Consider the following 26,947-nt stretch of genomic DNA (forward strand, 5'->3'; position numbering starts at 1 on the left):
GCCTACCCGGTCGTCAGGACGACCAGCCGCTGGGTGGCCCGGGTCATCGCGACATAACGGTCGACCGCCCCTTCGATGCCGTCGCCGAACCTCTCCGGATCGACCAGCACGACCAGGTCGAACTCCAGCCCCTTGGACAGTTCCGGGGTCAGCGACCGGACGCGCGGCCTCTCGTCGAACGTGGGATCGCCGATGACGCAGGCCGTCCCGTCGGCATGCGCGTCGAGCCAGCCGTCCAGGATCGAGCCCAGATCCGCCACGGAACCGTGGACGACGGGAATCCCGCTGCCGCGAATGGACGTCGGCACGTTGGCGTCCGGAAGCGCGGCCCGGATGACCGGCTCGGCCTCGGTCATGACCTCCTCCGGCGTGCGGTAGTTGATGCCGAGTGAGGCCAGGGTGATCCGGTCCAGCCCGACCCGCTCGAGCCGCTCCTGCCACGACTCGGTGAACCCGTGCCTGGCCTGGGCGCGGTCGCCGACGATGGTGAAGCTGCGGGACGGGCAGCGCAGCAGCAGCATCTGCCACTCCGCGTCGGTCAGCTCCTGGGCCTCGTCCACGACGATGTGGGCGAACGGACCGGCGAGCAGATCCGGATCGGCGCCGGGCAGCGCGCTCTCGTCGACCAGGGCCTCCTGGAGGTCCTGCTGGCGCAGCGAGGTCACCAGGCCCTCGCCGTCGTCATCGGCCTCGATCAGACGGTCGATGACCTGGGCGCGGTACTCGCGCTCGGCGGAGACGGCGGCCTCCTGGCGGCGCCTGCGCCGCGACGCCTCCGGGTCGCCGAGCCGCTGCCGCGCGGCGTCCAGGAGCGGAAGGTCGGACACCGTCCATGCCTGGGGGTCCTCGCGCTGGAGCGTCCGGATCTCCTCGGGGCCCAGCCAGGGGGCGCACAGCCGCAGGTAGGCGGGCACCGACCACAGGTCCCCGACCAGGTCGCTCGCCTCGATCAGCGGCCACGCCCGGTTGAAGGCCGTGACCAGCTCACGGTCCCGCAGCAGCGACTTGCGGAACTGGTCGGGTGGGGCGTCGCCGTCGTACTTGTCCGCCAGGATCGTGACCAGTTCCTCCCAGACCTGGTCGCGCGCCTCGTTGTGCGGGGTGCCGGGCTCCGCCGCCCCGAACGCCTCGGCCCACTCGCCGGCGCTCAGCCAGATGTCGGACCCGTCGGTCGTGACCGACATCCCCTTGGCGGGCGGCTTCTCGTAGAACCGGACGGCCGGCTCGATCGCCTTCACCAGGTCGGCGGACGACTTCAGCCGGGCCACCTCCGGGTCGGTCTCGGGCGGCGCCGCGGCTCCTTCGGCGACCAGGTCGCGCAGCGTGCAGGTCTGCACGCCCTCCTCGCCCAGGCTGGGCAGGACGTCGGCGACGTAGGCCAGATAGGGCTGGTGCGGCCCCACGAACAGAACCCCGCCCCTGCGGTGGCCGAGCCGCGGGTCGGAGTAGAGCAGGTAGGCGGACCGGTGCAGGGCGACGACGGTCTTCCCGGTGCCGGGGCCGCCGTCCACGACGAGGGCGCCCCGGGAACCCGCGCGGATGATGGCGTCCTGGTCGGCCTGGATGGTGCCGAGCACGTCCCGCATCCGGCTGGACCGGTGGCCGCCCAGGCTGGCGATGAAGGCGGACTGGTCGTCGAGCGCGGCGTGCCCCTCGAAGCCGTCGGAGGTGAACACCTCGTCCCAGTAGTCGCTGATCCGGCCGCGGGTCCAGCGGTACCGGCGGCGGCTGGCCAGGCCCATCGGGTTGGCGTGGGTCGCGCCGAAGAACGGCTCGGCCGCCGGGGAACGCCAGTCGAGCAGCAGCCGGCGTCCGGAGCTGTCGGCCAGGCCGAGCCGTCCGACGTAGACGGGCTCGGAGCCGTCCGCGCCGACGATGCGCCCGAGGCACAGGTCCAGGCCGAAGCGCCGCAGGGCGCGCAGCCGGCCGGTGAGCCGGTGGATCTCCATGTCGCGGTCGAGCGCCTTCTGGCCCAGACCGCCGGGCGCCTGCCGCTCGGCCTCCAGGCGGTCGGACAGGTCGGCGATCGAGTGTTCGAGGCTCTCCGCGATGGCCGCGAAGTGCTTGTCGTCGTCGCCGATCAGTGCCGGGTCGGCCTTGGGGCCGAGACGGTCGGGAAGGTCGAACGCGCTGGTGATCGCGGGGTTCAAGAGCAGCTCCGATCTGGGGGCCGTGGGTCTTCGCGCATTCCGCGTTCCCCGTTTTCGCAGGCTGTGTGCCTTCGGCGGTCGATTGTGCGGCATGACGGGGGCCTTGTGGCAAGCCCCCCTTTGCGCTATACGTTGAGAGTGGAGGGAGAGCGGACGCCCCCTCCCCTAATTCCGACGCGACCCCGAAGACCCTCGATGACGGTCTCACCGAGGGTCCCGGATGGTCGGTCACATCGTCACCAGGGCAGCGAGCCCTCCTCACCGAAGAACCCCGCGGTCGGCCCGTCGGCGCCGAGCGTGGCCAGCCGCACCACGACGGCGGCGCCCTCCGCCACCGTCAGGAACCCGGTGTGGTCGTTGCTGTCGGTGTCGACGAAGCCGGGGGCGACGGCGTTGACGAGGATGCCGTCCTTGCGCAGCTCGTTGGCGTACTGCACGGTCAGCGCGTTCAACGCGGTCTTGGACGGCGAGTATGCCGCCGATGGCAGCAGCGCGACCAGCGGGCCCTCCGGATCGCTGGTGATGGTCAGTGACGCGGCATGGCTGCTGACGTTGACGACGCGCGGCTCCGGCGACCGCCGCAACAGCGGCAGCACGGCGTTGGTCAGCGCGATCACCCCGAAGACGTTGGTCTCGAACACCGCCCGGACCATGTCCAGGTCGACGGTGCTGGGGACCTGGTCGTGGGCGTCCTGGGGCGAGACCTGGCCGGAGCCGGTGATGCCCGCGTTGTTGACCAGCACGTCCAGCCGGCCGAACGCCTCCTCGATCTGCCCGGCGACGTCGCGGACGGTGGCCGGGTCGGTGACGTCCAGGGTCACCGCCCGCACGTCGCCGCCCGCCGCGCGCAGCGCCTCGGCGGCCTCCTCGCCGCGCCGGGGGTCCCTGGCACCGAGCAGGACCGTCATGCCCAGCTCGGCGAGCCGCTCGGCGACCCCGCGGCCGATCCCCTTGTTCGCGCCGGTGACCAGCGCGACCTTCTGGCCCTCGGTCCATTCGCTCATGGTTGGCTCCTTGCGATGGGAGAGTGTGTTTCCCCCCAGACGCCACCCGGCGGCGTCCTGTGACAGGTGGGGCGAAAGAGATCAACGGGCGGTCCCGGCGTCTAAGGTGCACCGTGTTGGGTGACTTCGGCCGGAGAGGAGCCTGCTGGTGGCGGATGAGGACGTTGCCCTGGTGTGGCGGCCGGGGGAGGTGATCCTCGGGCTGTACGAGGTCCGCGACGAGATCACCAGCGGCGGGATGGGCGTGGTCTACCGGGTCCTGCATCGCGGCTGGAACGTGGAGCTGGCGGTGAAGGTGCCGCGGGCCGATCTGGTGGCCTCGGGGACGGGCGTGCGGGAGTTCGAGACCGAGGCGGCGGCCTGGGTCGGCCTCGGCGCGCATCCGAACACGGTGAAATGCGTCTACGTGCGCACCCTCGGCGGCGTCCCCCGGGTGTTCGCCGAATGGCTCGACGGCGGCAGCCTCGCCGACGCGGTGCGCGAGGGGCACCTCTACGCCGGAGGGCGGCGCGCCGCCCTCCGGCGGGTTCTGGACGTCGCCGCCCAGACCGCACGAGGGCTTGAGCACGCCCATCGCAACGGCCACATCCACCAGGACGTCAAGCCCGCGAACGTCCTGCTGGACCGCGACGGGACGGCCAAGGTGACCGACTTCGGGCTGGCCGGGGCGCGTGCCGCGGCCGGTGAGAGCGCCACCGTTCCACCCGGGGCGAGCCTGCTCGCCGGGTACGGGGGCATGACCCCGGCGTACTGCTCTCCCGAGCAGGCGGAGGCGGCCGAACGGGTACGCGAGTCCGGCGGTCCCCTGCCGAGGCTCACGCGCGCGACCGACACGTGGTCATGGGCGTTGACCGTGCTGGAGATGTTCGTCGGGCATCCGCCGTGCCCGGCCGGGCAGGTCGGCGCCGAGGTGTTCGCCGCGTTCGCCGACGCCGGTGCCCGCGCCGATGCCTTCACCGGTGAGGAGTTCGCCGGACGAGACGAGCGGCTCGCCGCCATCCCCGCCATGCCCGGCGGCCTGGTGACGCTGCTGCGCGAGTGCCTGGCCCCGGAGCCCTCGGACCGTCCCCGGGACATGGGACGGATCGCCGACGCCGTCGCGGACGTCTACGCCGAAGCCGTCGGGGAGCGCTATCCCCGGCCGGAGCCGCTGACGGCCGTCCGGCTGGCCGACGAGCTGTCCAACCAGGCCCTGTCGATGCTCGACCTGGGACGCGACGGCGAGGCCGAGGAACTGTGGCGGCGCGCCGCCGAGGCCGATCCGCGCAATCCCCACGTGGCGTTCAACCGCGGCCTGCGTCTGTGGCGTGGCGGGGAGCGGACCGACGCCGAGGTGGTCGCCGATCTGGAGGGCGTCCGCGCGGCCCACCCCGAAGACTGGGAGCCGGACTACCTGCTGGGCCTGCTGCATCTGGAGCGCGGTGACCCGGACGCGGCCACCGAGGCGCTCCGGGCGGCGCGGGAGCGGGCGCCGGAGGTTCCCGAGATCGCCGCCGCGCTCGACCGGGCGGGCGGCGCGCGTCGTCCGGCCGGGCCTCGGGCGCTGGCCGGGCACGACGGGCCGGTGAACGCCGTGGCCTTCAGCGGCGACGGCCGGTTCGGCCTGTCCGCGGGCGAGGACGAGAAGATCCACGTGTGGGATCTCGCCCGGCGTTCCCTGTTCCGGATTCCGGGCGGCCGGGGCGGGGCCCGCCGCGTGCGGACCCTGAAGCCGCCGGGGGCCGGGTACGGCGTCCGGTCGATCGCGGTCGACGCGGACGGCGCCCGCGCCGTCTTCGGCGGGCACGACGGCCCCGCGCAGATCTGGGACCTGCGCGCCGGACGTCTCTCCCACGAGCTCACCTCCGGCCCGGGGATGATCGACGAAGGGCCCGGAGGACTCTTCGGGGCGCTGCTGCGCGGCCCGGCGCCGTACGTCCCCACGGTGGACGTGGCGACGAGCGCGGACGGGCGGCTGGCGCTGACCGTCCACGGCGACGGCGCCGTCCGGATCTGGGACGCCGCCACCGGCCGCTGCCTGCGACGGCTCGCCGACGGCCACGACGGCTCCTATGCCCACTTCGCCTCGGTGCACCTGGACCGGGACGGCGACATCGCCTTCGGGCTCGACCGGACGACCGGCGTCGCGCACACCTGGGACGCCCGCACGGGCGCGGTGCTGCGCACGTTCGGCGGGCCGTCCGCCATGGCCGCGATGAGCGCCGACGGCGGGATCGTCGTCACCCAGGAGGGACTGGCACGCGGAACCCGGGTACGGATCTGGGACCGGGAGTCGGGCCGGGAGATCCGCGCGCTGGACCGTCCGAACGGCCTGGGAGACGAGTTCGCCATGAGCGGCGACGGGCGCTACGCGATCTCCTGCGACCAGAACGCGATGGAGCTCTGGGAGCTGGGAACCGGGCGGCGCCTGCGTTCCTGGCCGACGCCGGAACGGGCGATGGTGGCGGCGCTGAGCCCCGACGGCCGCCGGGCCCTCATCGGCGACGACGAGGGCCGGGTCGCCCTGTGGGAGCTGCCGGTTCCCGGCCCCGCCGCGCCGTGGAGCTACCCGCTCCCCCGCGAGGCCGCCGAACGGCTCCAGGAGGACGAGGTGGTGGACCGCGCCCTCGACCGGTCGGCGGAGCTGATGGCCGGGGGACGTTTCGCGGCGGCCGCCGAGGAGATCCGCCGGGCCCGGGCCGTTCCCGGCTACCGGCGGCACCGCGTGCTGCTCGACCGCTGGCAGGACATGGCGCGGGAGGGACGGCGCGGCGCGCTGCTGGACGCGTGGGTCCGCGACACCCCGTCGATCGTGGGCGACCCCCGCGTCCCTCCGGTGGTGAGCGACGACGGCTCCCTGGTGCTGACCGGCGACGCGGACGGAACGGTGCATGTCTGGGACCTCGCCCGGGGCGTCCGGCGCCACGCTTTGACCGGCCATGACGGCCCGGTCCACGGCCTGGCCCTGGCGGGTGACGGGCCGATCGCGCTGTCCGGGGGCGAGGACGGCACCGCGCGCGTCTGGGACGTGGAGTCGGGCCGGTGCCTGCACGTCCTGGACGGCCATCGCGGCGAGGTGGCCGTGGCGGTGAGCGCCGACGGCCGCGTGGGCGCGTCGGGCGGAGAGGACAAGACCGTCCGCGTCTGGAACCTGGAGACGGGAGAACCCGTCTGCCGAATCACCGACCAGCACAGCACCGGGATCAGCCGGCTCCTCCTGGACGCCGCCGGGAGCCGCGTCGTCTCGACCGCCTCGGGCGACGCCTGGGCGCCGCACCTCTGGGACGCCCGCACCGGACGCCGCCTGCACGTGCCGCCACGGGATCTCGGCGGCGGGTGGGGGGACGCCGCGCTGGCGCTGAGCCGTCACGGCGATGTGCTGCTGTCGGGCCATCCGGACGGAACCCTGCGGACGTGGGACGTCCGGACCGGCGCGACGCTCCACACCATGACCGGTCACGGCGCATCCGTCCGGGCGGTCGCGATCTCCGCCGACGGCACGTCCGGGGTCGCGCTGGGCGAGGACGGGACGGCGCGGTTCCTGGATCTTGCCTCGGGTGCGGTCCGTGCCGTCGCCGGCCAGGACGTCGACGCCTGGTGCGCCGCGATCGCCGGTGACGGCCGCTTCGCCGTCACCGACGGCGGCGACGACCAGGTGCGGTTGTGGGACGCCCACAGCGGCGCGTGCCTGCGCGTGCTCGGCCGCCACGACGCCTCCGTCGAGGGCCTGGCCCTCAGCACCGGCGGCCGGGGCGTCACGTCCCTCGGCCACAACGGCGTGGCCCGGGCCTGGGAGCTCGACTGGGAGTTCGGCTTCCCTCAGTGAGACGGCGTGCGCACGTGCGCGCGCATCCCCTGCTGGCCGAACAGGATGAGAAGCTCGACGGCGCCGCCGTCGGCGCTGCCCAGCCAGTGCGGAAGGGCCGTGTCGAACTCGGCCGCCTCACCGGGCGGCAGCGTCATGTCCCGCTCGCCGACCACCAGCCGCAGGCGCCCGTTGAGCACGTACAGCCATTCGTGGCCCTCGTGCGTCTGCGGGGTCGGTTCGAGCGGTTCCGCCCGGGCCGGGATGATCATCTTGAACGCGTGGGTGCCGCCTGGCCGCCGTGACAGCGGGATGAAGACCATCCCGAACCGCCGGATCGGCTTGAGGTGGATGCGGGGATCGCCGGTGCGCGGGGCGCCGACGAGGTCGTCCAGCGGGACGTCGTAGGTACGCGACAGCGGCAGCAGCAACTCCAGCGTCGCCCGGCGCTGCCCGCTCTCCAGCCGGGACAGGGTGCTCTCCGACACCCCGGTCGTCGCCGCGAGGTCGGCGAGGGTGATCCCCCGGTCGCGGCGCAGCGCGCGCAGCCGGGGCCCCACCGCTTCGAGCACGTCGTCGGTTTCGCCGTCCATGCCGCCATCTTGCCAGAACCGCAAGATTTCGTGCCAGATCGCGGTGGCCTGGTGAGACTGAACGCGTTCCCGACGGAAGGAAGCCCGATGAACACCACCGATGCGGTCACGTTCTGGGACGGCGTCTACGCCGCCCGCCGGGCCGCCGCCGACCCGCGGCCGAACCGCCGTCTCACCGAGACGGTCGCGGGCCTGCCGCCCGGCGACGCGCTGGACCTCGGCTGCGGCGAGGGCGGTGACGCGCTGTGGCTCGCACGCCGGGGCTGGCACGTCACGGCCGTCGACATCTCGGCCGTGGCGGTCGAGCGGCTCGCCGGGCTCGCCCGCGCGAACGGCATGGGCGACCGGCTCGTCGCCCAGGCGCACGACCTGCGCGCGTCCTTCCCGGACGGCGGGTTCGACCTGATCAGCGCCTGCTACCTGCACACCCCCTTCGACCTGGAGCGGGCGACCGCCCTGCGCGCGGCCGCGCACGCGCTGCGACCCGGCGGACGGCTGCTGGTCGTCGACCACGGCTCGACCGCGCCGTGGTCGTGGAACCAGGACCCCGGCGTCCGGTATCCGGCCCCGCGCGAGGTCGCCGCGGGCATCGGCCTGGACCCGGAGACCTGGACGATCGAGCGCGCCGACGCGCCCCGCCGGGACGCGACCGGACCGGGCGGGCGAACCGGCGAGGTCACCGACCACGTCCTGCTCATCCGCCGCACCGCCGCCCGCCGTTAGGAGACCGCCATGCCCACCGCGTCACGCCGCCGCGACACCCCGCCGCCCCGGACCGCAAGCAGCGAGTCCGAGGTCCTGCGCGGCTTCCTGGACTACCTGCGCGCCTCGATCGTCGCCAAGGTCGACGGCGCCCCCGAACCGCGGGTCCGGACGGCCGGGGTCCCGTCGGGCACCAACCTGCTCGGCCTGCTCAACCACCTGACCTGCGTCGAGCGCTCGATGTTCCTCGGGGACAGGGTCACCGACTGGCAGGCGACCTTCCATGCCGACCCCGCCGACAGTGTGGCCGACGTCGTCGACCGCTACCGGACGACGGTCGAGCGCGCGAACGACGTCCTCGACGGGTGCGCCGACCTCGGCGCACCGCTCCCCCGGCCGAGGCCGGGACGTCCCGCTCCCAGCGTCCGCTGGGCGCTCACCCACATGATCGAAGAGACCGGCCGCCATGCCGGTCACGCCGACATCCTCCGCGAACTGATCGACGGCGCGACCGGGCGCTGACTCCCTCTCACCCTCTTGGACGTGAACGCATGATCCCCGCCCCTCGGCCGTCGCGCCGCCTCCTCCGGTCCGCGTGGACGGCGGCGGCCGTCGCGCTCGCCGTCCTTCTGACGACCCATTGCGCCGCCGCACCGGCCAAGGAGATTCCCCACTACGCCGTCGCCACCTCGGGCGACCCGAAGTTCTCCAAAACGTTCCGGCACGAGTTCGCCGACGTCGACGGCGTCCGGATGCACTACGTCACCGGCGGAAGCGGCCCGCCGGTGGTGCTGCTGCACGGCTGGCCGCAGACCTGGTACGGCTGGTGGCAGATCATGCCGGAGCTCGCCGAGCACCACACCGTCTACGCGGTCGACCTCCCGGGCCTGGGCGACAGCACCGGTTCCCCCACCGGGTACGACAAGGCCACCCTCGCGCGGTACGTCCATTCTCTGATCGCCGGCCGGCTCGGCGTGCGCGACGCCCGCGTCGTCGGGCACGACCTCGGCGCCGCGGTGGCGTTCCAGTACGCCGCCCGCTTCCCCGCCGACACCGCGCGGCTCGGCTACCTCGACCTGCCGCTCCCCGGGCCCGCGATCGACGGGCCCGCCTACCGCTCGCTGAGCTGGCACATCGCCTTCCACTCCCAGCGCCGCGTTCCCGAGGCGGTGGTGGGCGACGACGTCCGCGAGTACTTGGCGCTGTTCTATCCCCAGGTCTCGTTCGGCGGGACGGCGTTCGGCGGCACCTCGCAGCGGTCCCCGTTCACCGACGCCGAGATCAACGAGTACGCGCGGACGTATCGTCGTCCGAGCGTCCTGGCAGGGGGCTTCGAGCTCTACCGTGCCCTGGACAAGGACGTCCGCGACACCAAGGCGGCGGCGCCGACCCGCGTCCCGACCCTGCTCATGACGGCCCAGGGGCAGCTCGCACCGATCCGGGCCACCGCGGCCCCGCGGATGACCAACATCGTCCGCGCGGTGGACGTTCCCAAGGCGGGTCACTGGCTCGTCGAGGAGAACCCCCGGTTCGTCACCACCGAGCTCCTCCGCTTCCTCGCCGGATGAGGGCCTCAGGCGTTCTGACGCTCGTCCCGCCTGCGGATCAGTTCCTCGACGGCGCTGGGCAGGGTCGTCTCGAAGTCGATCAGCTTCGCCCAGGTCGGGGTGACCACGATGCGGACCATGCTCTCGTAGAGCGAGTGGACGCCGGCCTCCCACTCGACCCGCTGCTCGGGCGTCATCTCGTAGGTGCCGCTCGACTCCAGGTATTCCTGCGGGATGCCGTCGACGACGTCCAGCTCGGCCCGGCCGCGGATGAGAAGGATCTTGGGCGGGTGCACCTCGGTGTCGACCGTCAGGGCGACCATCGGGTTCACGCGCAGCGCCAGGAGCTTGGGCGCGTTCGTCGCGGTGCACATGACGATCTCCGAACCGTTCCAGGTGAACCCGATCGGCACGTTGCGGGGTGTGCCGTCCCTGGCGACGTAGGCCAGGCGGGCCAGGTCGCGGTCCAGCATCTCCTGGCTGAGCGGCCGGGTCAGCACCTCGGTGATCTCGTCGGGTCGCATGGGTCAACGCTCGCTTTCCTGGTATACGCGGCGGACGCTGGTGCCCGCGCTGAGGTCCGTGCCGTACACGTGCAGCGTGATCGCGACGTCGTCGCCGGTGTTGCGGACACGGTGGATGTCATCGGGCGGCGCGACGCCGCTCACCGAGCCCGCGGGGCGCCGTCGCTCGCCGAGCTCGACCAGGCGGTCGCCCTCGGCCTCGTACAGGGTCTCGGTCTCGGCGCCCTGGAGCACCAGGAACGCGCACCACACGAGGTGGTCGTGGATCTCGGTGACCTGGCCGGGACGCCACACCACGGCCGACACCGAGAAGGCCGCCTCGGTGTGGAGGGTGTGCCGGGTGTAGCCGTCGGGCGATCCGGCCCGCTCGGCGGCGGTGAGCAGGTCGGCGCTCGGGCCGGTCTCCACGAGCACGGCGGCCACCCGCCGCGCGATCGTCCGGGGGTCGGCTTCCTGGCGGGCGCACGGTTGGATGCGGGCGACGAGCTCGGCCAGGCCGGGCCTGGGCGGCGCATCCACGAGTGCGGTCATCTGTTCGGTCATGACAGCGATGCTCGTCCCTCGAAGTCATGACGTCTAATGCCAAGTTCATGTGAGTCGCATAGATATCCTTGATACATGAACCTGACACACCTCCGGGTGCTGGAGGCCGTCGCCCGCTGCGGGTCGGTCACCGAGGCGGCCAAGGAGCTGCACTACTCCCAGCCCTCGGTCAGCCACCACCTCGGACGGCTGGAGGCCGCGACCGGGGCCCGGCTGGTCCAGCGCGTGGGCCGGGGCATCCGGCTCACCCCCGAGGGCGACCTCCTCGCCCAGCGGGCCAGGGAGATCATCGGACGCGTGGACGCGGCGTCCGTCGAGCTGGCCGCCCAGGTCGGCCTCCGGGCCGGACGGGTCCGCGTCGCCGGTTTCCAGACGGTGCTGAGCACGATCGTGCCCCGGGCGGCGGCCGAGCTGGCGGCGCGGCACCCGGGAATCGAGCTGAACCTGGTCGACGTGCACCCGGTCGAGGGGCTGCGGATGCTGCGCGACGGGCACGTCGACATCACCCTGGTCTTCCGGCACGCCCACACCCCGGACGAGGAGGAGGGGTTCCGGCTCACCCATCTGCTGGACGATCCGCTCTACCTGATCAGCAAGGAGCCGGACCAGCGCCTGGAGGACCACCGCGACGCGGCCTGGGTCGGCGGGTGCGAGCGCTGCCGCGAGGCGCTGGTCACCGTCTGCGAACGCGCCGGTTTCGTGCCCCGGATCGCGTACTCCAGCGACGACATGGTCGTGATCCAGTCGCTCGTGGCGTCCGGCATGGGCGTCGCCACCCTGCCCGGGCTCGCCCTCCAGGCGCACCGCACACCGGGCATCCACGCCACCGAGATCGCGGGCAACACCCGCCAGATCTTCGCCGTCACCTACGGCGAGCCGCCGGACCCGCCCGCCACCACGGCCCTGATCGAGATCCTGAGGTCAGTCCGCTAGGGGTCGGCAACCTCGGTGCCGTGGCGTTCGACTCGGCTCGCTTCGATCTTCAGCCGTATGCCGGTTTCGACATGGCCCGGTACGTCCGCCGGACGTATTGCAGCTGGGAGGACGCCGGTTGGCAGTCCTTGCTCGTCCAGCGGTTCGAGCACGTCCCCGTCGCCGAGGACATGCCCCTGCCCGGCACCGCGGACCTGCATCTGATGCTGCCGGTGTCCGGACGCGCGGTGATGGAGACGCGAAACGGCGGCCGAAGCGACCGCCGCACCTGGGAGCCGGGACGGCTCGACCTGCGCGTCCCGGATCAGCCCGTCCAGTGCAGCTATCCCGGACTCCGGTCCGCGAGGACGCACGCGTCCGCGCGGCGCTGATGCGCGGGCGGCTGGCCGACCCGCTCACCCTGGCCGACATCGCCGCCGAGGTGCATCTCAGCGTCTATCACCTCGTGCGGGTCTTCAAGGAGGCCACCGGCGTGACGCCCTACCGGTTCCTCACCCGGCTGCGGATCGAGGAGGCGAAACGGCTGCTGGGCGGCACCGATCTGGCGATCGCCCAGATCGCGTCGCGGTCCGGCTTCGCCAGCCCCGGTGCGCTGTCGGCCGCGTTCTTGCGGCATACGGGAGCGCGTCCCTCGGTGTACCGCAATTCCTGACCGCTCCCACGCGGGCCGGGCTGGCATCCGGGCCGCACCGGTGGGTACCGCGCGGTGCCGAGCGGGAGAACGCCCAGCCGGTGACCACGCCCACCGCCTGCTCGCTGTTCCCGTCCGATCCCTGGCCGACCGCGCGCCGCTGGGCGCGGCGCCGCTACCTGGATCTGCGCTCGTGGCACGAGCTCGACCGCGGCGGCCATTTTCCGGGCCTGGAGTAACCGGCCCTCCTGGTGTCCGAGATCAGGGACGCGTTCCGGCATGAGCGGCCATGACGGAGCCCGCTGACGACGTGTGGTGCGTAGGCACCAGGGCGGGTGAGCGGCTGGTCCGGGCGCACTAAGGGAAGACGGTGGCCGGGGACGATGCCCGCCGAGACGCCGGAGGGAAGTGTGGAAGGCGCGCGAATCCCGCGCATTTCCCCTTGCCTAACGGTGTCTGGAGTGATCGACAGATGGCGACATATCTGTATCGGATCGGACGGTGGGCCTTCCGGCGGCGCCGGCTCGTGGGCGGTCTGTGGCTGGCCGGCCTGGTGCTGGCCGTGGTCGCCGCCGCCCTGGCGCCGTCCGCGCAGGAGGAGGACCTCGCCATGCCCGGCACCGAGTCGCAGAAGGCGTTCGACCTGCTGGACGAGCGCTTCCCCGAGGGCAACTCCCAGGGCGCCGAGGCCCGCCTGGTGTTCCGGGCCCCGGACGGCCAGCGGGTGACGGCCGGGGAGAACCGGGCGGCCGTCCAGAACGCGCTCGGCGCACTGGATCGGGGCGACCAGGTCGCGTCGGCCGCCGACCCCTACAAGACCGGTGCCGTCAGCAAGGACGGCACCATCGCCTACTCGACGATCACCTACACCGCGGACGCCGCCGACCTGACCGGGCCGACCAAGAGCGCCCTGGAGGGCGCCGCGTCCCGGGCCCGGAACGCGGGGCTGACCGTGGAGATCGGCGGCTCGGCCCTGGAGTCGGAGGAGGCGCCGGGCGGCACGACGGAGATCATCGGCGTGGTCGTGGCGGCGGTGGTGCTGGTCCTGGCCCTCGGGTCGCTGGTCGCGGCCGGACTGTCGCTGCTGACCGCGTTCCTGGGCGTGGGCATCGCCTTCGGCCTGGTCTCCGCGCTGGCCGTCCCGCTGGGCCTGACCTCCACCGTCGCCATCCTGGCGCTGATGCTGGGACTGGCGGTCGGCATCGACTACGCGCTGTTCATCACCTCCCGCTTCCGGGACGAGCGCATCCGTGGCGTCGAGCCGGAGGAGGCCGCAGGCCGGGCGGTGGGCACGGCCGGGTCCGCCGTCGTGTTCGCCGGAGCAACCGTCTTCATCGCCCTGATCGGGCTGGGGGTCGTCGGAATCCCCGAACTCACCAAGATGGGCCTGGGCGGCGCGGGCGCCGTGGCCCTCGCCGTGCTGGTCGCGCTGACCCTGGTCCCCGCGCTGTTCGGCTTCTGCGGCCGGCGGATCCTGCCCCGCGCCGTCCGTAAGGGCACCCGATCGGGAATCGCCGCCCGCCCGGGGCTCGGCACCCGCTGGGCGCGGTTCGTGCTGCGCCGCCCGGTGACGGTGCTGATGGCCGCCGGGCTCGGACTCGGCGCCGTCGCCCTGCCCGCGCTGAGCCTCGAACTCGGACTGCCCGGGGACGAGTCCAAGTCGGTGGAGACCACCCAGCGCCGCGCCTACGACCTGATGTCCGAGGGCTTCGGCCCCGGCTTCAACGGCCCGTTGACCGTGGTCGTGGACCTGTCGAAGTCCACCGACACCCGGGCCGCCACGGACCTGGTCGTCAAGAGCGTACGGGGAGTGGACGGGGTCGCCTCGGTCGGTGATCCGGTGCTCAACCCGGCCAAAGACACCGCCGTCCTGACCGCCATCCCGAAGACCGCGCCCAACAGCGCCGAGACCAAGGACCTGGTGAACGCGCTCCGGGACGCGGCCTCGGGCGTCGAGGCCGACACGGGCGCGGGCGTCCTGGTGACCGGCAAGACCGCGCTGAACATCGACATCTCCGAAGCCATGTCCGACGCCCTCGTCCCGTATCTGAGCGTGGTCATCGGCCTGGCGATCCTCCTGCTGATGGTGGTGTTCCGCTCGGTCCTGGTCCCGATCAAGGCCGCGCTCGGCTTCCTGCTGTCGGTGGGCGCCGCCTTCGGCGTCGTCGTCGCCGTGTTCCAGTGGGGCTGGGGGGCGGAGCTGATCGGCATCGAGCAGACCGGACCGGTCATGTCGCTGATGCCGATCCTCATCATCGGCATCGTGTTCGGCCTCGCCATGGACTACGAGGTCTTCCTCCTCACCCGGATGCGGGAAGCGTACGTCCACGGCGCGTCCCCCGGGGAGGCGCTAGTCAACGGGTTCCGGCACAGCGGACGGGTGGTGGCCGCGGCGGCGATCATCATGGTCAGCGTGTTCGCCGGGTTCATCGGGATGAACAACCCGACGATCCAGACGATGGGCGTCGGCCTGGCCGCCGCGGTCGCCTTCGACGCCTTCGTGGTCCGGATGGCGATCGTCCCCGCGGTGCTGGCGCTGCTGGGTCATCGGGCCTGGTGGCTGCCCCGTATTCTGAACCGTGTGCTGCCGAACGTGGACATCGAGGGCGAGGCGCTGAGCAGGCACGTCCCGGTCCCCGCGCCCGGGCCGGACGCTACGGTGCCGCGCCTCTATGTCGAGCGGAACTGAGCCGTCCATGACGAACACCGGTGGCGGCGGCCCGCGACCACCCGGCACGTGGTTGCGGGAGGCGGCGATCACGGCGACGGCGTTCGCGCTCTGCCTGGCCGGCGGCGTGATACGGCTCGACGACACGCTGTCGGCCCCGCCCGCCTCCACCTATCTCATCGCCGTGGTGTCCTGTGCCGTGCTGCCGCTGCGGCACAGGACGCCCCTGGGCGCCATGGCGATCACGACCGCGTGCGGCATGCTGGTCGCGCCGCTGGGCCTCCTGCTGACCCCGCTCATCGTGGCCCCCGCCGTGATCACCGCCTACTCGCTCGCCGTGCGCACCGATCGGCGCGCGGCGAGCGCGGTGCTGCTCACCTGCACGGCCCTGCTGGTCGCCTCCACCTCCCTGTTCGTGGCGATCTCCTGGCAGGACGCCAGCAGGATGGGAGCGGTCGCGGCGTTCCCGCTGGTCGCCGGCGTGCTCGGCCATTCGACGCAGAACCGGCGGGCCTACCTGGCGGCCGTGGAGGAACGGGCCCAGCGGGCCGAGCACAGCCGCGACAGCGAAGCCCGCCGGAGAGTGGCCGAGGAACGGGTGCGCATCGCCCGGGAACTGCACGACCTGGTGGCCCACCAGATCACCCTGGCCAACGCGCAGGCCACGGTCGCCGCCCACTTCTTCGACTCCCGGCCCGAGCAGTCCCGCAAGAGCCTGACCGAGCTCGTGGAGACCACGAGCAACGCGCTGGACGAACTGCGCGCCACCGTCGGCCTCCTGCGCCAGTCCGGCGACACGGCCGCGCCCGCCGAACCGGCACCCGGCCTGGCCCGGCTCCCCACGCTTCTGGAATCCTTCCGCCGCGCGGGCCTGGAGGTGTCGGTGCACCAGGACGGCACTCCCAGGCCGCTGCCCCCGGGGCTGGACCTCACCGCCTACCGCATCGTCCAGGAGGCCCTGACCAACGTGACCAAGCACGCAGGCACCGGCAGCGCCCGAGTCCGCCTCGCCTGGAACCGCGACCGCGTGACCATCACCGTCGCCGACGACGGAGCGGGCGACACCACGTCCACCGACCCCGGCTACGGCCTGATCGGGATGCGCGAACGCGCCACCGCGGTCGGCGGGCACCTCTCCGCGGGCAGACGCCCCGAAGGCGGCTTCCTCGTCTCCACCCAGCTCCCCCTCCCGCCCGCCAGAAGCGAGGCCGCGCCATGACGCTGCGCGTGCTGCTCGCCGACGACCAGGCCCTGCTGCGCGGCGCCTTCCGGCTGCTGCTCGACACCGCCGACGACATCAGCGTGATCGGCGAGGCCGCCGACGGCCGCGAGGCGGTGAACCTCACCCGCGAGCTGCGCCCGGACGTAGTGATCATGGACATCCGCATGCCCGACGTCGACGGCCTCACCGCCACCTCGCAGATCTGCGCCGACCCGGACCTGAGCGCCACCCGCATCCTGATCCTCACCACCTACGAGACCGACGAGCACGTCGCCCAAGCGCTGCGCGCCGGGGCCAGCGGCTTCATCGGCAAGGGCATCGGGGCCGAGGACCTGCTGGACGCCGTCCGCACGATCGCCGACGGCGACACGCTCCTCTCCCCCGCCGCGACCCGCTCCCTGGTCGCCCGCTTCCTCGCCACACCCGACGGCACCCCGCCGCGCCACTCCGAAGAGCTCGCCCTGCTCACACCCCGCGAACGCGAGATGGTGGCCCTGGTCGCCACCGGCCTGTCCAACCAGGAGATCGCCGAGCGGATGTTCCTCAGCCCCTTCACCGTCCGCGCCCACGTCCAGCGCGCCATGACGAAGCTGGAGGCACGCGACCGGGCACAACTCGTCGTCATCGCCTACCGGACGGGCCTGGCCCGCGCCACTCCGTAACCGGGGACGGCGCCTGTTCAGATGGTGGCCTTGCCACCGGCGATGTAGACGTTCATGCCGGTGAAGTCGAGGGTGAGGTTGTAGGGCTTGTAGAAGCTGTGGGCGAAGTGGCCCAGCACGTCGAACCCGTGGGGACTTTCCGCTGGCCGCTTGTCCGCATAGCAGTAGATGTCCTTGGCGACGGCGTTGCCGAGGCGGACCTCGTCCGGGTAGCAGGGGTAACTGACGACCGGCTGACCCCCGGCGAAAGCCTCCAAAGGACGGTCATAGTCGGTGCGCACACTCAACCGTTTGGCCGTTTCCTCGGGCATGCTCGCGACCATTTCGCTGGTTCCGCCGATGTCGAGGGCCACCACCTTTGTGCCGGAGCCGGCAATGCTGCCCCGGCTGTAAAGGAGGTGCTCGCGGGCCAGCCACAGCGGCAGACGCTCGCCACCCGCACGTTCGGCGGCGGCGCGCGCCCTCCGGGCCGTCTCGGGGGTGCGGCGCCGCAGGATCAGCGACCGTCCCGCATAGTCGAAGGTGGTCAGCAGGTGGTAGAAGAGCCACGTCCCGATCATGCCGTCGTACTCATTGCCGGCATTCTCGCCCGACTCAGACTCCGACCACCCGACGGGAATGTTGCGCAGTTCGATGCCGCCCAGCTTGAAGGAGTCCAGCACCCCGAAGTACATCCACAGGGTGCGGCCCTGGTACTCGATCTTCTGACTGGCCACGGCGGTCAGCCCGGCTTCCTTGGCCACCTTCGGGGAGACGCCCAACCACGGGGTGCGGGTGTAGAACGCGAACTTCTTCGGCGGCCCGCCGTTGACCGAGCCCTCGACCAGCGGAAACGGGTCCATCTGCTGCCAGTCCGCCCGTCCGGTCTCGCCGTGGACCTGATACGGCGTGCCGCGGACCGCCGCGAACCACGTGGCCTGGACCTCCTCGCCGGCCGCTTTCAAATGCGGAACGGCGAGAGAGAATTTGTCCTGCCGCACGTAGCAGTCGCCCAGGAAACGGTTGGCCTGCTTGTCGGCGGGCGCCAGCGCGAGGGCCGTCTTGAGATACTTCTCCGCATCGGGGAACTGGTTGGACAGCAGCCCCACATGGCCGCGCTGACGCGCCGCGTGCACGTTCGCGGGGTCCTTCTCCAGGATCTCCTCATACGCGCGACCGGCCTGCTCGAACCGTCCGGCCTTGAAGAGCGCGTCCGCGTCCGCGTCACCGGCGCCGGGCTTGGCCATGGCCGTCTTGCCCAGCAGGGGAACGGTCGCGGCGGCCCCGGCAATCGCGGCCGCCCCTCGGAAGACCGAACGCCGGTTCCATGCACCGTTGTCAGCCATGATTTCTCCCTTTTCGCCACGGACGCGCGCAGTGCTCCCACTGAAGAGGGAGGGATGTTGCGGTGACGTATGGGCTTTTCGATACGTCCGCGATACCCGTCGTCCGTTAGAGAAGTGGCGCCGACGCGGGAAGAACCTGGCCAGGGCGAGGCGGAGCAGTTGCTTGATCCGCCCGGGCATAGGATCGAGGGCATGGCACTGCGGCTTGTTCAAATCGCGATGAACGCTCAGGACGACGTCACGCTCGGCCGGTTCTGGGCGGAGGTCCTGGGCTGGACCATCGACAGCGAGGAACCCGGCGTGACCAACCTCGAACCCGAGGGCTTCGTCTATCCCGACCCCGTCGCCATCTGCATCGACATCATCACCGTCCCGGAACCCAAGACGGTGAAGAACCGCGTGCACATCGACCTCGCCACCACCTCGGAGGCCCATCAGGCGCAACTGGTCGCGCGCGTGAGGGATCTCGGCGCGACACCCGCCGACGTGGGGCAGGGCGACGTCCCGTGGACGGTCCTGGCCGACCCGGAGGGCAACGAGTTCTGCGTGCTGGAGCCCCGGTCGATGTACCGGGACACCGGGCCGATCGCCGCCGTGGTGTCCGACTGCGCCGATCCGCGCGCCATGGCCCGGTTCTGGGGCGAGGCGATGGACTGGACCGTGCACGAGGTCACCGGCGACCAGGCCACGCTGCGCTCCGCCAAGGGCGTCGGCCCGTACCTGGAGTTCGTCCGCACGCCCGACGCCAAGACCGTGAAGAACCGCGTCCACCTCGACCTGCGCCCCTACCCCGGTGACGACCAGGCCGCGGAGGTCGAGCGGCTGCGGGCCCTGGGCGCCACCGACCTCGACCTCGGCCAGGGCGACGTCCCGTGGACGTGCCTCATCGACCCTGAGGGCAACGAGTTCGACGTCCTCACCCCACGCTGACGCAGGCACCCCCGCCCCTTGTGTCCTTCTTGCGTGTTCTTGTACGTTGCCTGCGGCCCATCGCAGTGAGAACAGAGGAAAAACCCGCGTGACCCCGCCTGCTCTGTAGACCTGACGCTTTCCGCTCACCGTCAAGCCGACCCTCTCGTCGGCTCCGCCGGGCTGCCTCTGCGCGCCCGTGCTCACGGCGTTTGAGGCCGCGCGCAATCGGCCTCGTGTCAGGTCTAGAGAGATCATGTCTTCACAACCTCATATCGTGCTGCCCTGGGTCGTCCGCCGGACCAGGCTGCCCCTGCTGTCGCTGCGGTGCGTGACCTGCCGGTCCGAATCGGCAAGCACCGACGAGGGCAGGTTCCGCGTCAACGCCAACGGCAGGCTGCTGGACGTGTGGCTGCTGGTCCGCTGCGTGTCCTGCGACCGCACGGCCAAACTCACCGTGCACGAGCGAGCCCCGGTCAGGTCCATCGACCCGGCCGTGCTCGACGGCTACCACACCAACGATCCCGAGCTGGTGGCGTCCAGGCTGCTGGACCCGCTGCTCGCCCGGCGCAACCGTTTCACCCTGAACTGGGAAGGAGCATGGCAACTGGACACCCCATCGCCCTGGCTCGACGAACCGTGGCCGGTCGAGGTGGACGTCGTCTTCGAAGATCCGGTGCCGCTGCGCCCGGAGCGGCTCGTCGCCCAGGGCCTCGGCCTCAGCAGGAACGAGGTCCTGCGCCGGATCAAGTGCGAGATTCCGCTACGCCGCCCGACCAGCACCGGATTCACCTTCACCGTGCTAGCCGGCGACTAGCAAGCACCTGACCCCACAACCCAGGGGCGGCTCCAAACCATGGAGCCGCCCCTGGCCCCTGGACAGCCGCGTTCATCAATGGGCGGCCAGCACTGCCGTGAGGCCTTCTTGCAGATCCTTGACCCAGTGCTCGGGGACCTCCAGCGACGGGAAATGTCCTCCGGCTTCAGGCGTCGCCCATCGGACGAGCTTTCGGTATCGCTCCTGTGCCCAGGGGCGCGGGCACTTCTCGGTGTCGCGGGGATACATACTGATCGCCGACGGGACGTCGACCCGAAGTTCGGGGTCGAGCGAGAGATGGCTTTCGTAGTAAATGCGGGCCGCCGAAGCGCCGGACCGCGTCAGCCAGTACAGGGTGACGTCGTCGAGGATCCTGTCTCGGGAGATCGTCTCGAACGGGCTGTCTTCGGTGTCCGACCACTCGGCGAACTTGTCGAGGATCCAGGCGAGCAGCCCGACCGGTGAGTCGACGAGCGAGTAGCCGATGGTCTGGGGTCGGGTCGCCTGCTGCTTCGCGTACGCCGCGCGGTGGTGCCAGAACTCGCGGGTCTGCTCGGTCCATTCGCGCTCGGTCGCCGTCAGTCCGTCCGTCGTCAACCCGGGAGGTGCCTGCGCCAACGTCGTGTGGATGCCCAGCACGTGCTCCGGGAACCTGCCGCCGAGGACCGTGGTGATCACACCTCCCCAGTCGCCGCCGTGGGCTGCGAACTCGCTGTAGCCGAGCCTTCCCATCAGTTCCACCCATGCGGCCGCGATCTTCTCGATGCCCCACCCGGTGGTGGCCGGCTTGTCGCTGTAGCCGAAGCCCGGCAGCGACGGGACCACGACGTGGAACGCCGGCGCGCCTGCGTCTTTTGGTTCCGCCAGTTCGTCCACCACGTCGATGAACTCAGCGATGCTGCCCGGCCAGCCGTGCGTGAGGATCAGAGGAGTGGCATCCGCGCGCGGGGACCGGCGGTGCAGGAAGTGGATTCCCAGACCGTCAATGGTCGTGCGGAACTGGCCGATCTGGTTGAGGCGGGCTTCGAAGGGCCGCCAGTCGTACCCGGTGCGCCAGTAGTTCACGACGTCGACGAGGTCGGCGAGGGGAACGCCCTGCTCCCATCGGCGAGGGTCGGGCCCGGCGCGACAGACCGTCTCAGCTTCGGGCAGCCGCGCCGCGGCCAGTCGCGCGCGCAGATCGTCCAGGTCGGCGTCACTCGCGTGGGCTTCGAACGCCCGCACGTCGCTGGTGAGACGGCTCGTGGGCATAAGACCTCCCGCTCATCGTGGAACCGGCTAAGACGGTTCTAACATGCCTCCAGGTCGACGGGCAACCGGCTAAGGTGGTTCCATGCGCTTCCCCGACTTTCGCCTCGGTAGCGTGCTGGCGACCAGCTTCACGGGGACGCTGACGGAGCGTCACGGAAACGCCGTGGAGCGCATTCCCACGCCGCAGCGACTCGTCGACTGGCTGGCGGTGAACGGCCTCGCCGTGGACTCCTGCACCGCCACCCAGCACGAACTCGCTCGGGAGTTGAGGGAATCCATTCACGCCGCCGCGACAGCGGCCGCGATCCACGACGCTCTTCCCGCGTCTGCCGTCCAGGTCATCAACGACCGCAGCATTCAGGGGCGGGCCGCGGCCATCCTGACGCCCGAGAGGGAACGGCGATGGAGACTCAGCTCGTCCTCCTGCGTGGAAGACGCCCTGGGCGTGATCGCCGCCGACGCGATCAGCATCCTCGCGGGCGAACGAGACGGAAAATTGGCCTTGTGCGCATCGCCGACCTGCCGAGCCGCCTTCTTCGACACCAGCCAGAGCCGCACCCGCAAATGGTGCGACATGAACACCTGCGGGAATCGTCAGAAGAAGGCGCGCTTCAACGCCAACCAGCGCAAGAAGCCCACCTGAGCCAGGTGATCGGCGAAGCGGGAATGCAGGTCAGCTCAGATTGGGCGCCAGAACACGTTTGAGCGCCTCCCGGCCGACGGGTCCCCATGTCGGTTTCCCGCCGGGAAGGCCCAGTTCTCCGTTCTGGCCCATGAGCATGAGGAAAAGGCATTTCACAGCGGCCAGGCCTCGGGCGCGCCGAATCGTCCCCTCGTCCGCGAGCGCATACGCGTCGAAGAACCGTGCGGCCGTGCCCGCGGGGAGGAGCACCCACGCGGCGGCCAGGTCCCATGCCGGGTCGCCGGCGAACATGTCACCGAAATCGATCACGCTCGAGAGCGTGCCGTCCGAGACGACGACATTCGCGGGATGGAGGTCACCGTGCAGCCGTTTGCAGGTCTGGCATCTGCCTTGGCTCATGATCTCCCGGACAGGCTTGTACCAGGCGCGGAAGAACTTTCCGGGACGCGGGTCGTCAGGGGCTCGGCTCCTAAATACGTTGCGGGGCCGGGACGGGTGGGCCAAGCTGGCTTGATCGAGCGGCGGAGAGCGCTGCCTGGACTAAGGAGGGCTGACGGATGGCCATCACTGTGCTGCGGCATGTCCGCATCAGTCCCACCTCTTTGTTCAGGAGCACACCCGTTGTCTTCCGAGTACGAACTCTCTGATCCCGACTCCCGTCCGGCCGACCCCTTCGTCTTCGAATTCCATTCCGTCGAGGAGAAGCTGGGCCCGGATCAGCGGTGGTCCACCTGGCTGGACGTCGAGCGCGGTTGTCGCGGCCCGGAACCACGCCCCTCGTGGGTGGTGACGGAAGAGGCCGCGATCGACACCGAGCTCGGCATCCTCAAGACGGGCAAGGAAGCCGACGTCTTCCTGCTCGAACGGGCCGTCGACGCCAGCGGAGACAACCCGGCGAGGTCCTCGCTGCTGGCCGCGAAGCGGTACCGCACCGAGGAACACCGGGCCTTCCACCGCAGTTCGTCCTACGTCGAAGGCCGCCGCACCCGCAACAGCCGCGACAGCCGGGCGATGGCCAAGAAGACCTCGCACGGCCGGAGCGTCGCGGCCGGTCAGTGGGCCTACGCCGAATGGGACGCCCTCAACCGGCTGTGGACGGCCGGCGTCCCGGTGCCGTATCCCGTCCAGGTGAACGGCACCGAGCTGCTGATGGAGTTCATCGACGACGGCGAGGGCGGCGCCGCGCCCCGGCTCGCCCAGGTCCGGCCGTCCAGGGAACTGCTCGGCGTGTACTTCGAGCAGCTCCGCGACGGCATGCGCGAACTGGCCCGCGCGGGGCTCGCGCACGGCGACCTCTCGCCCTACAACGTCCTCGCCCAGACCGACCGGATCGTGATGATCGACCTCCCCCAGGTCGTCGACGTCATCGGCAACCCGAAGGGCATGGACTTCCTGCTGCGCGACTGCCACAACATGGCCACCTGGTTCACCAACCGGGGCCTGGAGATCGACGAGCAGGAACTGTTCGCCGACCTCCTCACGATGGTGTTCTGACCCCCGGCATCGACCCCGGTTGGCCTATTCCTTCGGGGGCCCGCCCTGGGTCACCCGTGATGAGCTGACTGGTGAGGAAGGGCGTTCACTGGGCCGCGCCGTGCGCCGCGACGCGGCCCTGCCGCCGACGATGAGCACCACCGCGCTGATGATGATGGCCCCGCCGAGCAGCACGTTCGAGCTGAGCGTCTCGTTGCCGAGCAGGCCGCCCAGGACGACCGCGACCACGGGGTTGACGTAGGCGTAGGTGACCATGGCGTCGTTGGGCAGGGTCGCGTTCGCGTAGCCGTAGGCGGTGAAGGCGATCATGGAGCCGGCGACGACCAGCCACAGGAACCCCGCGATGGACGCCTGGCTGATCCCGGCGAGGTCGAGGCGGCCGAATTCGCCCGTCACGGCACCGGCGACGATCAGCAGCAGCCCGCCGGCGATCATTTCTATCGACGTCGCCACGAGCGGGTGCGGGGGCAACGGGGCACCGCGGGCGTAGACCGAACCCGCCGCCCAGCAGAGCGACCCGATCAGCACCACGCTCGCGCCGCCGGCGTCGACGCGCGCGCCGGGCCCGCCGACGAGCACCGCGACCCCGGCCGTCCCGAGGCCGAGCGCCACCATCATGGTGACCGTGACCGGCGTCCTGGTCACCGCCGCGTTGAACAGGACCATCCAGACCGGAACGGTCGCCACGATCAGGGCGGCCAGCCCGGAGTCGACGCTCGTCTCGCCGACGCTGAGCAGCCCGTTGCCGCCGACCAGCAGGAGGGCGGCGACGATCACCGCGGAGCGCAGCTGCCGCCCGGTCGGACGACTGGCACCGCGAGCGTGCCGCGGTCCCACGATCGCCAGCAATGCCACACCGGCGATCAGGAACCGGGACCCGGCCATCAGCAGCGGCGGAATCGTGTCGACCGCCACCCGGATGCCAAGGTACGTGGATCCCCAGAGGATCCATACGGTGAGCAACGCCAGCCACGGGAGCAGCGGACGAGACGTCGACTTCAAGTTAGACACAGCGCTTCTCTCGCCTCATTAAACAAGGGAAACTAGACACCAGATCTTCGATAGATTAGGTTGAACCATCATGAAGGGCAAGTTTTCGACATGAAGCGAGAGATAGACGACGTCGATCGGACGATCCTGCGCGAGGTGACGGCGGACGGCCGGCAGACCGTCCGGGCGCTTGCGCGGACGGTCGGAATGTCCGAACCATCGGTGCGAGACCGCCTGCAGCGACTCGAACGCGACGGGGTGATCACCGGCTACCGGGCGAACCTCGACCCGGTGAGCGTCGACGCGGACACGGCGGCGTTCATCGCGCTGCGCTTCGAGTCCGGTGAGGCCGCCAAAGTGATCGTCAACGAGTGGCTCGACCGCGAACCCTGTGTGCTCGAAGTGCACGAGGTCGCGGGCGAGGACTGCTACTTGCTGAAGGTCCGCGTGGCCAGCACGGGCACGCTCGCGGAGGTGCTGGACCGCGTCCGCGCGATCCCGCCGGTGGTCGGCACGAGCACGACCATCGTGCTGCGCACCATCTTCGAACGGCCCTTGGGCGTGGACGCCACGCGTCCTGAATGACGCCCGGCGGCTCGCTCTTCGCTACGGCCGGAAACCCGCCCGTCTCGATCAATCCCCCCGTACGGAGAATATTGATGTTGCCTTGGTCAGCCGAGCTCGGCGGCAGGTTCGAGCACCGGACGATCGACAGCGCGGTGCTACGCGGCAACCCGCTCGGCGACCCGTCCGAACGACCGCTGCTGGTGTACGTTCCGCCCGGCTATGACGACGAGCCCGGACGGCGCTACCCGACGATCTTCTGGCTGCCCGGCTACAGCGGTCATCTCGGCATGACCTTCAACCGCCTCCCGTTCCGGCAGGCCTACCCCGAGCTGATCGACGCGATGTTCAGCCGCTCCGGCGCGCCACCCGCCATCGTCGTTTTCTTCGACGCCTGGACGTCGCTCGGCGGCAGCCAGCACCTCGACTCCCCCGCCACCGGCCGCTACCACACGCACCTCTGCGAAGAGGTCGTGCCGTGGGTGGACGCGAACTACCGGACCTTCCCCGACCGCGACCACCGGGCGATCGCCGGCAAATCCACGGGCGGTTACGCCGCGATGATCACCCCGATGCTGCGTCCCGACGTGTTCGGCGCACTGGCCACCCATGCCGGCGACGCGCTCTTTGAGACCGGCTACCGGGCCGAACTGCCCCGCCGGTTCCGGATGTTGCGCAACGAATACGACGGGTCGTACGAGAAGTACCTCGCCGACTTCCGGAGCCGGATCCCCGGCACCAAGCCCAGCGACCTCGAACTCATCGAGGTGTACGCCTACGCCGCGGCCTACTCGGCCGACGAGGACGGCACCGTGCGCCTGCCGTTCGACGAGATCGGGGCGATCGTCCCCGAGGTCTGGCAGCGGTGGCTGGAGTGGGATCCGGTGGTGATGGCCACGCAGCCGAAGTACGCCGAGGCGCTGGGCTCGCTGCGGGCACTGTGGATCGATGCCGGCGACCGGGATGAGTACCACCTCGACGCAGGAGCGGCGGCCTTCCGGCGGGCGGTCTCGGCCGCCGGAGTGCCGGACGACCGGGTCCACTTCGAACTGTTCGACGGCGGCCACGGGGGGATCGAGTACCGCTACCCGCTCTCGATCGGCTGGCTGAGCCAGCGGCTGACCGGCTGACACCGCGGGGACGCCACCCTGGCCAGCGCAATCGCGGCGGTTGAGGAACAGCGCCCGCCGGGTGGTCGGGCTGAGCCAGGTGGGCGCTGTTCGAGACCCCGAGGGTTCAGCGGGTTCTGTGCGCACCTCCGTTCACGTTCAGCACCTGCCCGGTGATGTGGCGTGCCGCCGGTGACGCGAGGAAGAAGACCGCCTCGGAGATGTCGTCCGGTGAGCCGGCGCGGCCCGTCGCGGTCGAGGAGACCAGGTCCGCGCGCCTTTCGTCCGGCAGCCGGTCCCGGAAGAACTCTGTGTCCGCGACGTAGCCGGGCGAGACGACGTTGGCGGTGATGCCGCGTGCGCCCAGTTCGCCCGCCAGATCCAGGTTCCAGGCGGCGAGCCCGGCCTTGGCCGCCCCATAGGAACCGGCACCCTGATCGGCGGCGATCGATCCGATGTGGACCACCGCACCGCCCGCGGCGAGGCGCGCGTCCAGTGCCTTGGTCGTCAGTGCGGCACTGACCAGGTTCGCGTCGAGGTTGGCGCGGAAGTCCCGGGCGTACGCGGCCAGGTCCGACCTGCCGTCGGCGTCGAAGTCGGTGTTCCCGCCGGCGTTGTTGACCAGCACCTCGATGCTGTCGGGCAACTCGTCCAGCACTCCCGTGAGTGCCTCGGGGTCGGTGTGGTCGCACACCAGGGCTCGGACACCGAGCTCGTCCGCCAGCTCCTTGAGGGGGCCCGGGCGGCGGCCGGTGATGATGACGGACTCCTGCCGCTCGGCGAAACGGCGGGCGATGGCGCGGCCGATGCCCGTCCCCCCGCCGGTGACCAGGATGGTGCGTGTCATAAGCTGAGCTCCTCACTAGTGTTTAGATCTAAATT

Annotated in this window: 27 protein-coding genes; 17 read left to right on the forward strand and 10 right to left on the reverse strand. The window is 71.2% G+C overall.

The features are described from left to right. Positions 1–2 precede the first annotated feature (2 nt). A complete protein-coding gene (helR, locus tag ACQPY4_RS21010; protein ID WP_433323097.1) occupies positions 3–2,150 on the reverse strand; it encodes an RNA polymerase recycling motor ATPase HelR in 2,148 nt (715 codons plus the stop codon). Between the two features lie 236 nt (positions 2,151–2,386). After that, positions 2,387–3,154, reverse strand: a complete 768-nt coding sequence (locus ACQPY4_RS21015) for an SDR family NAD(P)-dependent oxidoreductase (protein ID WP_433323099.1) — start codon at positions 3,152–3,154, stop codon at positions 2,387–2,389. Between the two features lie 148 nt (positions 3,155–3,302). Here ACQPY4_RS21015 and ACQPY4_RS21020 point away from each other — a divergent pair, with 148 nt between their 5' ends. After that, on the forward strand, positions 3,303–6,959 hold the full coding sequence (locus ACQPY4_RS21020) for a protein kinase domain-containing protein (RefSeq protein WP_433323101.1): 3,657 nt from the start codon (positions 3,303–3,305) through the stop codon (positions 6,957–6,959). Here the strand turns inward: ACQPY4_RS21020 and ACQPY4_RS21025 are convergent. Next, complete coding sequence (locus tag ACQPY4_RS21025; RefSeq protein ID WP_433323103.1) at positions 6,953–7,531, reverse strand: helix-turn-helix domain-containing protein; 579 nt, start codon at positions 7,529–7,531, stop codon at positions 6,953–6,955. The genes ACQPY4_RS21020 and ACQPY4_RS21025 overlap by 7 nt on opposite strands. A gap of 87 nt (positions 7,532–7,618) precedes the next feature. On the opposite strand from ACQPY4_RS21025, the gene ACQPY4_RS21030 reads away from it, so the two are divergent. Genes ACQPY4_RS21030 through ACQPY4_RS21040 form a run of 3 tightly spaced genes read left to right on the forward strand, consistent with a single transcriptional unit; the run spans position 7,619 to position 9,801 of the window. After that, on the forward strand, positions 7,619–8,254 hold the full coding sequence (locus tag ACQPY4_RS21030; protein WP_433323105.1) for a class I SAM-dependent methyltransferase: 636 nt from the start codon (positions 7,619–7,621) through the stop codon (positions 8,252–8,254). A gap of 9 nt (positions 8,255–8,263) precedes the next feature. Continuing rightward, positions 8,264–8,755 (forward strand): DinB family protein, encoded by a 492-nt coding sequence (locus ACQPY4_RS21035; protein WP_433323107.1) that lies wholly within the window; start codon positions 8,264–8,266, stop codon positions 8,753–8,755. Positions 8,756–8,784: 29 nt separating this feature from the next. Beyond that, a complete protein-coding gene (locus ACQPY4_RS21040) occupies positions 8,785–9,801 on the forward strand; it encodes an alpha/beta fold hydrolase (protein ID WP_433323109.1) in 1,017 nt (338 codons plus the stop codon). 5 nt (positions 9,802–9,806) lie between these two features. On the opposite strand, the gene ACQPY4_RS21045 is transcribed toward ACQPY4_RS21040, so the two are convergent. Both ACQPY4_RS21045 and ACQPY4_RS21050 read right to left on the reverse strand, forming a co-directional pair. Continuing rightward, complete coding sequence (locus ACQPY4_RS21045; RefSeq protein ID WP_433323111.1) at positions 9,807–10,304, reverse strand: pyridoxamine 5'-phosphate oxidase family protein; 498 nt, start codon at positions 10,302–10,304, stop codon at positions 9,807–9,809. A gap of 3 nt (positions 10,305–10,307) precedes the next feature. Next, positions 10,308–10,847 carry a cysteine dioxygenase gene (locus tag ACQPY4_RS21050; RefSeq protein WP_433323113.1) on the reverse strand — a complete coding sequence of 180 codons (540 nt, stop codon included), beginning with the start codon at positions 10,845–10,847 and terminating at the stop codon, positions 10,308–10,310. Positions 10,848–10,922: 75 nt separating this feature from the next. On the opposite strand from ACQPY4_RS21050, the gene ACQPY4_RS21055 reads away from it, so the two are divergent. The 7 genes from ACQPY4_RS21055 to ACQPY4_RS21085 all read left to right on the forward strand — a co-directional run bounded on the left by ACQPY4_RS21055 (position 10,923) and on the right by ACQPY4_RS21085 (position 16,963). Further along, the gene (locus tag ACQPY4_RS21055) at positions 10,923–11,780 is read left to right on the forward strand and encodes a LysR family transcriptional regulator (protein WP_433323115.1); all 858 of its coding nucleotides are present in this window, start codon (positions 10,923–10,925) and stop codon (positions 11,778–11,780) included. 20 nt (positions 11,781–11,800) lie between these two features. Beyond that, positions 11,801–12,151: a hypothetical protein gene (locus tag ACQPY4_RS21060; protein ID WP_433323117.1), complete on the forward strand. Its 351-nt coding sequence runs from the start codon at positions 11,801–11,803 to the stop codon at positions 12,149–12,151. After that, the gene (locus tag ACQPY4_RS21065) at positions 12,151–12,432 is read left to right on the forward strand and encodes a helix-turn-helix domain-containing protein (RefSeq protein WP_433323119.1); all 282 of its coding nucleotides are present in this window, start codon (positions 12,151–12,153) and stop codon (positions 12,430–12,432) included. The genes ACQPY4_RS21060 and ACQPY4_RS21065 overlap by 1 nt, the downstream gene beginning before the upstream one ends. An 80-nt stretch (positions 12,433–12,512) precedes the next feature. After that, positions 12,513–12,650, forward strand: a complete 138-nt coding sequence (locus ACQPY4_RS21070) for a hypothetical protein (RefSeq protein WP_433323121.1) — start codon at positions 12,513–12,515, stop codon at positions 12,648–12,650. A 233-nt stretch (positions 12,651–12,883) separates the two neighbouring features. Next, positions 12,884–15,100: an MMPL family transporter gene (locus ACQPY4_RS21075; RefSeq protein WP_433323123.1), complete on the forward strand. Its 2,217-nt coding sequence runs from the start codon at positions 12,884–12,886 to the stop codon at positions 15,098–15,100. Between the two features lie 7 nt (positions 15,101–15,107). Then, positions 15,108–16,298, forward strand: coding sequence for a sensor histidine kinase (locus tag ACQPY4_RS21080; RefSeq protein WP_433323125.1), 1,191 nt, complete (start codon positions 15,108–15,110; stop codon positions 16,296–16,298). Continuing rightward, a complete protein-coding gene (locus ACQPY4_RS21085) occupies positions 16,295–16,963 on the forward strand; it encodes a response regulator (RefSeq protein WP_433323127.1) in 669 nt (222 codons plus the stop codon). The genes ACQPY4_RS21080 and ACQPY4_RS21085 overlap by 4 nt, the downstream gene beginning before the upstream one ends. Before the next feature lie 17 nt (positions 16,964–16,980). Here ACQPY4_RS21085 and ACQPY4_RS21090 read toward each other — a convergent pair whose 3' ends face one another. Continuing rightward, on the reverse strand, positions 16,981–18,288 hold the full coding sequence (locus tag ACQPY4_RS21090; RefSeq protein ID WP_433323129.1) for a tetratricopeptide repeat protein: 1,308 nt from the start codon (positions 18,286–18,288) through the stop codon (positions 16,981–16,983). Positions 18,289–18,480: 192 nt separating this feature from the next. On the opposite strand from ACQPY4_RS21090, the gene ACQPY4_RS21095 reads away from it, so the two are divergent. Further along, positions 18,481–19,218 (forward strand): VOC family protein, encoded by a 738-nt coding sequence (locus tag ACQPY4_RS21095; protein ID WP_433323131.1) that lies wholly within the window; start codon positions 18,481–18,483, stop codon positions 19,216–19,218. A 256-nt stretch (positions 19,219–19,474) separates the two neighbouring features. Continuing rightward, a complete protein-coding gene (locus ACQPY4_RS21100; RefSeq protein ID WP_433323133.1) occupies positions 19,475–20,014 on the forward strand; it encodes a DUF1062 domain-containing protein in 540 nt (179 codons plus the stop codon). Positions 20,015–20,089: 75 nt separating this feature from the next. Here ACQPY4_RS21100 and ACQPY4_RS21105 read toward each other — a convergent pair whose 3' ends face one another. Continuing rightward, complete coding sequence (locus ACQPY4_RS21105) at positions 20,090–21,265, reverse strand: epoxide hydrolase family protein (protein WP_433323135.1); 1,176 nt, start codon at positions 21,263–21,265, stop codon at positions 20,090–20,092. 82 nt (positions 21,266–21,347) lie between these two features. Here ACQPY4_RS21105 and ACQPY4_RS21110 point away from each other — a divergent pair, with 82 nt between their 5' ends. Then, the gene (locus ACQPY4_RS21110; protein WP_433323137.1) at positions 21,348–21,908 is read left to right on the forward strand and encodes a CGNR zinc finger domain-containing protein; all 561 of its coding nucleotides are present in this window, start codon (positions 21,348–21,350) and stop codon (positions 21,906–21,908) included. Between the two features lie 30 nt (positions 21,909–21,938). On the opposite strand, the gene ACQPY4_RS21115 is transcribed toward ACQPY4_RS21110, so the two are convergent. After that, on the reverse strand, positions 21,939–22,307 hold the full coding sequence (locus ACQPY4_RS21115; protein ID WP_433323139.1) for a phosphotransferase: 369 nt from the start codon (positions 22,305–22,307) through the stop codon (positions 21,939–21,941). A gap of 222 nt (positions 22,308–22,529) precedes the next feature. Here ACQPY4_RS21115 and ACQPY4_RS21120 point away from each other — a divergent pair, with 222 nt between their 5' ends. Continuing rightward, positions 22,530–23,402 (forward strand): serine protein kinase RIO, encoded by an 873-nt coding sequence (locus tag ACQPY4_RS21120; protein WP_433323141.1) that lies wholly within the window; start codon positions 22,530–22,532, stop codon positions 23,400–23,402. A 24-nt stretch (positions 23,403–23,426) separates the two neighbouring features. On the opposite strand, the gene ACQPY4_RS21125 is transcribed toward ACQPY4_RS21120, so the two are convergent. After that, entirely contained in the window at positions 23,427–24,317 is an 891-nt protein-coding gene (locus tag ACQPY4_RS21125; protein WP_433323143.1) for an EamA family transporter, read from the reverse strand. Between the two features lie 186 nt (positions 24,318–24,503). On the opposite strand from ACQPY4_RS21125, the gene ACQPY4_RS21130 reads away from it, so the two are divergent. Together ACQPY4_RS21130 and ACQPY4_RS21135 are read left to right on the forward strand one after the other, a co-directional pair. Beyond that, positions 24,504–24,977 (forward strand): Lrp/AsnC family transcriptional regulator, encoded by a 474-nt coding sequence (locus ACQPY4_RS21130; RefSeq protein WP_433323145.1) that lies wholly within the window; start codon positions 24,504–24,506, stop codon positions 24,975–24,977. 74 nt (positions 24,978–25,051) lie between these two features. Beyond that, a complete protein-coding gene (locus tag ACQPY4_RS21135; protein WP_433323147.1) occupies positions 25,052–26,086 on the forward strand; it encodes an alpha/beta hydrolase-fold protein in 1,035 nt (344 codons plus the stop codon). Between the two features lie 106 nt (positions 26,087–26,192). Here ACQPY4_RS21135 and ACQPY4_RS21140 read toward each other — a convergent pair whose 3' ends face one another. Beyond that, entirely contained in the window at positions 26,193–26,912 is a 720-nt protein-coding gene (locus tag ACQPY4_RS21140; RefSeq protein ID WP_433323149.1) for an SDR family NAD(P)-dependent oxidoreductase, read from the reverse strand. Positions 26,913–26,947: the final 35 nt, after the last annotated feature.

This window comes from Spirillospora sp. CA-294931 (assembly GCF_050946795.1).
In the GTDB taxonomy this organism is placed as follows: Bacteria; Actinomycetota; Actinomycetes; order Streptosporangiales; family Streptosporangiaceae; genus Spirillospora.